The organism is Anaerotignum lactatifermentans DSM 14214, assembly GCF_900142265.1.
In the GTDB taxonomy this organism is placed as follows: Bacteria; Bacillota; Clostridia; order Lachnospirales; family Anaerotignaceae; genus Anaerotignum; species Anaerotignum lactatifermentans.
Genome location: NZ_FRAH01000009.1, coordinates 63,116 through 72,065, shown reverse-complemented (window position 1 = coordinate 72,065; position 8,950 = coordinate 63,116). Strand labels below are relative to the sequence as shown.

General features: G+C 43.3%; 8 protein-coding genes. 7 read left to right on the top strand and 1 reads right to left on the bottom strand.

Going from position 1 to position 8,950, the window contains the following annotated elements; all coding sequences use genetic code 11:
- Window positions 1–269: IS3 family transposase (locus BUB35_RS04145; RefSeq protein WP_143158937.1), on the top strand; the 269-nt coding region annotated here is incomplete at its 5' end.
- 119 nt (window positions 270–388) lie between these two features.
- Here BUB35_RS04145 and BUB35_RS04140 read toward each other — a convergent pair.
- Complete coding sequence (locus BUB35_RS04140; protein ID WP_072849443.1) at window positions 389–1,819, bottom strand: D-alanyl-D-alanine carboxypeptidase family protein; 1,431 nt, start codon at window positions 1,817–1,819, stop codon at window positions 389–391.
- A 153-nt stretch (window positions 1,820–1,972) separates the two neighbouring features.
- Between BUB35_RS04140 and BUB35_RS04135 the strand changes: the two genes are divergently transcribed.
- The 6 genes from BUB35_RS04135 to holA all read left to right on the top strand — a co-directional run bounded on the left by BUB35_RS04135 (window position 1,973) and on the right by holA (window position 8,784).
- The gene (locus tag BUB35_RS04135) at window positions 1,973–2,308 is read left to right on the top strand and encodes a ComEA family DNA-binding protein (RefSeq protein WP_072849441.1); all 336 of its coding nucleotides are present in this window, start codon (window positions 1,973–1,975) and stop codon (window positions 2,306–2,308) included.
- Between the two features lie 25 nt (window positions 2,309–2,333).
- Complete coding sequence (locus tag BUB35_RS04130) at window positions 2,334–3,023, top strand: response regulator transcription factor (protein WP_072849439.1); 690 nt, start codon at window positions 2,334–2,336, stop codon at window positions 3,021–3,023.
- Complete coding sequence (locus BUB35_RS04125) at window positions 2,971–4,443, top strand: sensor histidine kinase (protein ID WP_143710766.1); 1,473 nt, start codon at window positions 2,971–2,973, stop codon at window positions 4,441–4,443. The genes BUB35_RS04130 and BUB35_RS04125 overlap by 53 nt, the downstream gene beginning before the upstream one ends.
- 51 nt (window positions 4,444–4,494) lie before the next feature.
- Window positions 4,495–5,463, top strand: a complete 969-nt coding sequence (locus BUB35_RS04120; RefSeq protein ID WP_072849437.1) for a GerMN domain-containing protein — start codon at window positions 4,495–4,497, stop codon at window positions 5,461–5,463.
- A gap of 119 nt (window positions 5,464–5,582) precedes the next feature.
- The gene (locus tag BUB35_RS04115; RefSeq protein WP_159432859.1) at window positions 5,583–7,820 is read left to right on the top strand and encodes a DNA internalization-related competence protein ComEC/Rec2; all 2,238 of its coding nucleotides are present in this window, start codon (window positions 5,583–5,585) and stop codon (window positions 7,818–7,820) included.
- Window positions 7,777–8,784, top strand: a complete 1,008-nt coding sequence (gene holA, locus BUB35_RS04110) for a DNA polymerase III subunit delta (RefSeq protein ID WP_072849433.1) — start codon at window positions 7,777–7,779, stop codon at window positions 8,782–8,784. The genes BUB35_RS04115 and holA overlap by 44 nt, the downstream gene beginning before the upstream one ends.
- Window positions 8,785–8,950: the final 166 nt, after the last annotated feature.

The window sequence follows — 8,950 nt, the reverse complement described above, 5'->3', positions numbered from 1 at the left end:
AAAACAAATATTACCGCCAAATGCTCAAACAAAAAGGAATCCGGCAAAGTATGAGCCGAAAGGGTAACTGTCTGGACAATGCTGTCATGGAAAATTTCTTTGGATTGCTCAAGAGCGAACTTCTCTATCTTCAACAGTTTCAATCTATGGAACATTTCAAGCAGGAACTGGTGGAATATTTAGATTATTATAATAACCATCGAATCAAAGCAAAGTTAAAGGGCTTGCCACCTGCAATTTACAGACAACAAGCCCTTCTGGCTTCTTAAACAATTTTAATTTGAAAATATTGTCTAACTTTTTGGGTTCAGTTCATTATGATAAGGATCTCAGCTTTTTTGTTTTCTTATGAAGATGGCACTTATGGAGCCTTCTTTTTATCATTTAGTTATCTTTTATGTCTGAAAGTGTGGGAATGATGCTGTCTCAAACGTTCCTGACGTTTGGCTTTTCTCATGGCACGGCGGCGTTCCCGTCTCTGGTAGCCGATGTATCTGCAGCAGCAGAAAACAACAACTAAAATGCCAAATACAATACCAACACCAATGGCAATGCGTTTCAAGATTTTATTTCTGGCTGCCGCTGCCTGCGCCGCACGTTCTTCGTCAGTGGTAGCTTTTACTTCCTTTTGTGCAGTCAGATCGACAGTGGCAAGAGCTTCTCCATCCATGGAAAGTACAACGGTACCTAGTTTGTCGCCGACAGCAACGGGAACGGAAGCACTTTCTGGACAGTCAACAGCTTTTGTGATGCTTTCAATGGTTGCATTTTTGGGAATGGTCACATAAACATCACTGGCAGGTGCCGCTGTGATGCTATCCAGTGTAGTGGTTTTGTCTTTGTATGTTTCTGTGATTGCCACATTCTGTGTCAAATCTGCCGCAGAGAATGCTTTTACTGTCTGGTAATTGGCAAAGCCGTAATCAAACAATGCTTTTGTATCTACATAATGCTGTGCGCCATTACATTTCAGTACAACGGCAATGAGTTCGGTGTCTCCCTGTTTGGCATAGGTCACCAGTGTGTTCTGGGCTTCTACAGTGTAGCCTGTTTTGCCGCCTTCGGCATATTCGTAATAATACAGGGAACTTTCGTTAAGCATCTGATGCTGTCCGTGAAGAGGTCGTTCCTCCGGCTGTTTGTTGGTGGGAGGAATCACATAATAAGTGTTGGACATCATGCTGCGGTAGGTTTCATTTTTCAGTAGTTCCTGTGCGATCAGTGCCATATCATAAGCGGTGGTGTAATGGTTTTCGTCAAACAAACCGTTGGCATTGACAAAGTTTGTGTTTTCGCATCCCAATTCCTTGGCTCTGGCTGTCATATGCTCCGCAAATTTTTCCAGAGAACCATCTACATATTCTGCTGCAGCGTTGGCACACTCATTGGCAGAACGGAGCATGATACCATAAAGCACTTGCTCCAGTGTCAGGATTTCCCCTTCCTGAATGGCAATATGAGCGCTTCCAGGTTCGATGCTGAATACGGCATCGTGAGAAAAGGTGATCTCATCCTCCAGACTGCCATGTTCCAGTGCCAGCAGAATGGTCATCAGCTTTGTGATGCTGGCAGGATACTGTTTGGTGCGGCTGTTTTTCTCGTACAATATTTTACCGGTGGTGGCATCCATCAATATGGCAGATTCCGCTGTCAGCGACAGTTCATCGGAAGTGATATCTGTGGATGTTCCATCGGTATTTGTTGTTGTGGATTCAGTCGTTTCTGTTTCGGTTCCTTCTGTTTCTGTTGCATATGCTGGAAACGCAGCGGTGAAAAGAAGTGTCGCTGCAAGGATCAGGCTGAAAATTTTGTGCTTCATAATATTCTCCTACTTTGATAATTTTTGTTTTTGTGGTAAAATAAAAAAAGTATGGGAATGTGTTCTGCATACCATATCTTTAAAAGTATACCAGAAAACAATCAAAAATAAAAACAAATTTTTTCTTAAAATATTGCCAAGAGGGTATGTTTTATGAAACAAGAAAGATGGAAAGTGACACTGGCTGCGATTTTTCTGCTGGCATCGGGCTTCTGGTACAGTCATTTGTATTATGACGGAAAGGTGATACAAGAAACGGCACCTGCGGTGGAAACAGTGGAAATTGCAGTGGATGATGCGATTAACCTAAATACGGCAAGCAAAGAAGAATTGATGCTTTTGGATGGCATTGGTGAGAAAATGGCAGAAAGGATTTTGACATATCGTGAAGAAAACGGTCCTTTTACGAAGATCGAAGACATTCAAAATGTAAAAGGCATCGGGGAAAAGACTTATGCGAAGATTGCAGGAGAGCTTACCGTAGATTAGATTTAGAACAGGAGGAAAGGGCAAAATGGCGTATCATATTTTGGTAGTGGACGATGAAAAACTGATTGTCAAAGGAATCAAATTTTCATTGGAACAGGATGGAATGGAAGTAACAGCAGCTTACGATGGGGAAGAAGCGCTGCAATATATCAAAGAAGGAAATTTCGATCTGGTGGTGCTGGATGTCATGCTGCCCAAAATGGACGGTTTGCAGGTTTGCCAGCAGGTGCGTGAATTTTCTCAGATTCCCATCATCATGGTAACAGCAAAAGGGGAAGATATGGACAAGATTATGGGGCTGGAATACGGCGCTGATGACTATATCACAAAACCTTTTAACATTCTGGAGCTGAAAGCGAGAATCAAAGCAATTCTGCGCCGCAGCGTAAAGAAAGTGACAGCGGAACCTCAGGCAAAAAACGTGCTGAAAGCGCGTGATTTGGAACTGGCTTATGACAGCCGCCGGGTATTCATCAATGGTAAAGAAGTGAATTTGACAGCCAAAGAATTTGACCTGTTGGAACTGCTCATGGAAAATCCCGGAAAGGTTTACAGCCGTGAAAAACTGTTGGATACCGTATGGGGATATGATTATCCCGGCGATGTGCGTACAGTGGATGTACATGTGCGTCGCCTGCGCGAAAAAATAGAAGCAAATCCAAGTGAACCCAAATATATCTTTACAAAATGGGGAGTTGGTTACTATTTTAACTAAGAAACGAGAGGCACCTTTTATCAGCCTGCGATGGGTGTTGTTGGTGACTTATGTCATCATCGGGGTCATTCCTCTGCTTCTGATGGCAAACACCATACTGCATTCCATTCAGGGATATTTTGTAGAAGAACGAAAAAAAGAACTTCTCAGCGAAGCCAATGTCATTGCTGGGCAGCTTGCTTCTTATGACTTTTTTACCAACGCGGAAAATCAGGAAAGTCTGGAAGAGATGGTGCTGAAGACCAGTCAGGATGAGGATTTTCGTGTGCTTGTGTTGGATGCTTCCGCCCGGGTGGTATATGATACCGGGTATGAAGAAGTAGGCAAAACCTATCTGGTACCAGAAGTTTTGGAAGCCCTTCAGGATAAGGATGTTGCCAGAGAACAGAGAAACGGCACTGTTTATGCGGCTGCATCTATTGTGGGCAGTGGCAGTCAGCATGATGGCGTCGTGTTTATTGCGGATTCTTTGCAGGACGTGGATGCGACAGTAGGCGACATTGCAAGCAAAGCCTATATCATGATGGTTACACTTCTGGTTATTGTCATCATTGTGATGATTATCATGTCCAAAATGTTTACAGAGCCGCTGAAACGTATGATCAAAGTCATTCAGAAAATGGCAGAAGGTCATTTGGAACAGCGTCTGGAAATCAAGAACCAGACTCATAACGAAATTGTGGATCTGGCGCTTGCATGTAACCATATGGCAGACCAGCTGGAAAAAGTGGATTCCAGCCGTCAGCAGTTTGTTTCCAATGTATCCCATGAATTGAAAACACCACTGAGTTCCATCAAGGTATTGAGTGAATCCATTCTCCTTCAGGAAGAAGTGCCGAAGGAAATGTATGTAGAATTTTTGCATGACATAAACTCCGAAATCGACCGTATGTCTGCCATCATCAATGATTTGCTGACATTGGTAAAACTGGATCAGAAAGAAATTCCGCTGAACTTTGCGGAAACAGATCTGAATAAGGTCATGGAGGACATCATCAAACGTATGACACCCCTTGCAGCGGCGAAACAAATCCAGATTCATTACAGCAAGGAAAAAGAGGTGCTGGCAGAAGCAGATGAGATGAAACTGACCCTTGCCATCTCCAATCTGGTGGATAATGCCATCAAATATACACCAGAAGGCGGCAATGTGACAGTGGTATTGGATGCAGACCATCAAAATGCATTTATTACCGTTACCGATACAGGGATTGGCATTCCTGAGGATGAGATCAATCGTATTTTTGAACGTTTTTATCGCGTGGATAAGACACGTGACAGAGAAACCGGAGGAACAGGTCTGGGGCTTTCCATTACTTACGCCACTGTGATGATGCATAACGGCAGCATCAAGGTCAACAGTAAGGAAGAGGAAGGTACTTCTATCCAGATGCGGATTCCTCTGCACCAAAATAGCTAATCAGAAACAGAGATACAGCAGACTTTACAGGGAAGGAAGTGATTGCGGCTGATGAAAAAGAAAAAATGGCTTTTGCATCTTGCACTTGTCGTGATTGTCTGCATAATCCTGCTTCCCTGTTTGTTTTTGCTGGGAAGCAAATTAGGCACCTCCGGTATGGCAGATGCAGAAGTGTATTATCTGGTATCAGCGAATAATTCCTTAAAGGAAGTGCGTACAAATGTACCCCAGGAAACAGAAACGTCCAACATGGCATTTCATTTGCTGGAACGTATGAAAGAAGACCCGAAAAAGGACGGAATGGTTACTGCTGTTCCGGCGGAAGTGGAGTTTTTGTCTGTACAACTGGAGGATAAAAAAGCAGTGGTAGATGTTTCTTCTTCTTATCTAGCATTGGACAATGCGCAGGAAGTTGTCTGCCGTTCTGCAATCGTCTGGACGTTGACTTCTTTGGATATGATTGATAATGTGGAACTGACAGTGGAAGGACGTTCTTTGCGGAACCAGCAGGGGAAAGAGATTGGTGTTATGAATCGGGAGAATGTCCGCATTGACGGAGATGTTCCGGCGGAAACAACGGAATATGCCATCTTGAAACTATATTTTACCAATGCAGATGGCACAGATTTTCAGATTGAGGACCGCGTGGTGGAAGTCAATGCCAACCAGGCAAGGGAAAAAACCATTTTGGAACAGCTCATCGCAGGTCCTTTGGAAAAAGGATATTATCCTACGGTTCCGGCTGATACAAAGATTCGGGATGTTACCACAACGAAAGATGGTATTTGTTATGTGAACTTGAGTCAGGATTTCCTGATGAAAACCGCAACGGCGAATATCAACGATGTTGTAACAGTTTATTCCATTGTAAATTCCCTTTGTGAGCTGGAAGAAGTGGATAAAGTTCAGTTCCTTATGGAAGGGGAAAAAATAGAAGATTATAAAGGCGTATTGGATTTTAGTACACCTTTTACGGCAGTAGAAAGTTTACAGACCATCCGTTTACAGAATAAGCAATGAAACGACCGGCACTTTGGATATTGATTTTCATGATATGTGGCATTTATTGCAGACTGGGTATATCTTTATTGGTATGCCTGGTCTGTATTTTTTTGTGCATTGTTTGTGGGTCATATATTGTGATAAAGATAAGAAGAAAAGGGTATTTGCTTCTTCTGCTGGCATTTCCTCTGGGCTTTCTGCTGACAAGCTATCATGGGGCGGAAAATTTTGTATCAGCCTCGCCCGTTTCTGTGACAGGAGAAGGATATGTGGCAAAAGTGGAGAGAACTTCCGGCGGTTATCCGAAGCTGACAGTATGTGCGGATTTGACAGGAACAGCAACGGGAGAGATTCACAAAGATCAAAAGGTTTATATGATTGATATGGATCGAGGGACATTTACAGAAGGGGAAGAAATCACGTTTTCTGGCAGTGCGCAGCCCTTTGACCATGGAGATATTTTCAGTGGGTATAACGAATATCTGTATTTGAATGCAGAAGGATATGACTGCAAAATGTTCCCGGAATCTCTGGAAAAAACAGGGGAACATCATAATACAGCAGGCACCATTGCGGCGGCTTGGAACCATAGAGTAAAAAATGTTTTAGAAACCATACTGCCGCAAAAAGAAAGGGCATTGGCAGAAGCTATGATTACAGGAGATCGGGATGACATTGACGCTGGTATAGAGGAACTTTATACGCAGGCGGGTGTGACTCATATATTATGTATTTCTGGTTTGCATATGTCTTTACTGGCGTTCTACATATCTGTCATATTGCGGCGGATATTGCATCAATCCCAACGGAAAACAGCGGCAGTGACATTGTGTATCTGCATGGCTTTTCTGTTTCTCACAGGCTTTTCACCTTCCTCTGTAAGGGCGATGGTCATGATTTCTCTGGTTTGTTTGGGGCAGATAATATACCAACGTCATGAATGGCTCAATTCCATTGCATTGGCGGCGCTAGTGATTTTGTTAGTAAATCCCTTTTATTTGTGGAGCGCCGGTTTTCAATTATCTTTTCTGTCAGTTCTGGGTATTTATGTGGGTTCCCATGTGATACCCAAAGGTCATACATGGTATGGCAAGATTGGTGAAATGATGGGGATTTCCTTTTTCGCCGCACTCTTTGGCATGCCTGTAGCAGCATATCACTTTTACCATATTTCCACAGTCAGCGTACTGGCTAACCTTGTGATACTGCCTTTGAGTGGGATATTGCTTGGCTGTACCATGTTGGCAGCATTGTGTGGTATGATTTTTCTGCCGGCGGGGGTTTTTATGGCTGGACCAGTTTATGTGATCTTTCAGATTTACGAAAAAGTATGCCAGCTGGTAACTATGATTCCCTATAGTTATGTGGCAGTTGGAAAGCCGCCTGTCATTGGGATTTTGTGTTTTTATGGCTTGGTTTGTTTGATTTGTTTTTATCGCCCGCAAATGCGTTTTCGCGTGGGAACAGCAGTGTGTACCGCTTTACTTTTGGTGATGCTGTTAGGAAACCGGCTCTTGTGGCATAGAAATACACTGGCATTTTTGGATGTGGGGCAGGGGGACTGCACTGTTTTGACGACTTACGACCACCGTGCTATCGTCATTGATGGTGGTGGAAAATACAACAAAGAACTTGGGGAAAACACAGGTACGACCATATTAGAACCCTACTTGGCATCGAAAGGTGTGACACAGATTGATGCTGTTTTCCTTAGCCATCTGGACAGTGACCATAGCATGGGTATTCTGGAATTGCTGAATGATATGCCGGTTGAGGGCGTTTATGTTTCTGCCATGGAAGCTGTGGATGTGCAGATGGAGGAGCAGTTGCAGGAAATCGTGGAAAAAAATCAGATTTCGTTATATACTATGAAGCATGGGGATATGATCCGCAGTGAAGCTTTTGGAGAAATGAAATGTCTGTTTCCTATTTATGTGGATCAGACAGCGGAATCTGAAAACGAGCGTTCTCTGGTTCTGCGTTATGTTTATGGCGATACATCTGTTTTGTTTACGGGAGATTTGGAGGCAAAACAAGAATCATTGCTGGAACGGAATAATCTGATTGAGGAAACAGATATTTTGAAAGTCAGCCATCATGGTTCTAAAACGGCGTCCACAGAATCTTTTTTGCAGGCATTAACTCCTGAAACAGCAGTGATTTCCTGTGGTACCAATAATCTGTACGGACATCCCCACCAGGAAGTGCTGGAACGTTTGTCTGCCTGTGGTGCAGAAATTCTCCGCACCGATGAAATGGGAAGCGTTGTTGTGAACATACCGCCTGAAGGTACGGCGGAAGTGACAACGGCGGCAGAAAGGAAACCGGTTTATGAAAGAATTAAAGAAGCAATGGAAGGAACACCAATTCCATAAATGCTATTTGTTTTATGGTACGGAAACGTATCTGATGAAAAATTATGAAGAAGCGTTGGTGCAGGCACTTTTGCCGCCAGGAACAGAGAGTATGAACTCGGATATACTGGAAGGGAAAAAAGCAACCGCGGCTACCATTATGGACGCTGCGGAAACACTGCCTTTTCTCAATGATAAGCGGTTGGTTCTTATTCGCAACAGTGAATTTTTCCATCGGAATGGCAGAAAAGAAGAGGGAGAACGGTTGGTTGAGTTTTTGAAGGATAGCCCGGAAAGCACCTGCATTCTTTTTGTGGAGGAAAAAGCGGAAAAGACAGGCAAACTCTATAAAACCATTGCCAAAGAAGGGCAGGTTGTGGAGTTTGCACCTCTGAAAGAAAAAGAAATCATCACCTGGCTGCGGAAAACATGTGCTTCTGGTGGTGTACAGCTTTCAGAAGCCATGGCAGTATTGTTGCTGCGGACAACAGATAACAGCATGGAAAACCTCCAGCGGGAAATGGATAAACTCATTGCCTATAAAGATGGCACAGGAGAAATCACCCAGGAAGATATTTCCGCTGTATGTTCTGTTTCCTTGGAAGCAAAAGTCTTTGAGCTGGTGCGGGCAATGGGGGAGAAAAAGACAGAAAAAGCCATTTCCATTTATTCCAATCTGCTGTCTTTGAAAGAATCGCCTTATATGGTGCTGTCATTGCTGACCAGACAGTTCCGTATGATTTTGGGCAGTGCATTGCTTTCGGCAGAAGGGGCTGCGCAGGCAGAGATTGCAAGCAGACTGGAAGTGCGGGATTTTGCGGTACGGGATTATCTCCGCCAGAGCAAAAGTTTTTCCATAAAGGAACTAGAGCAGGCATTGGCAGATTGTTTGGAAACAGATCTGGATATCAAAAGTGGCCGTATAGCAGAAGACTTGGCTGTGGAATTGCTGCTTGTGAAATATAGCAGCCCATCTTTTTCCTAAAATGTATTTGAAATAAAAAAAGGCATGAAAGCAACTTCCTCTTAAGAAAACATTGATTTTCCTTTTCCTTGATTTCTTAAGGGGAATTGCGACGGCTGTCTTCATAAGAAAACATAACGACGAGAATCTTCATAAAATAAGAAAGCCAAAATCCTTTGTCATGATA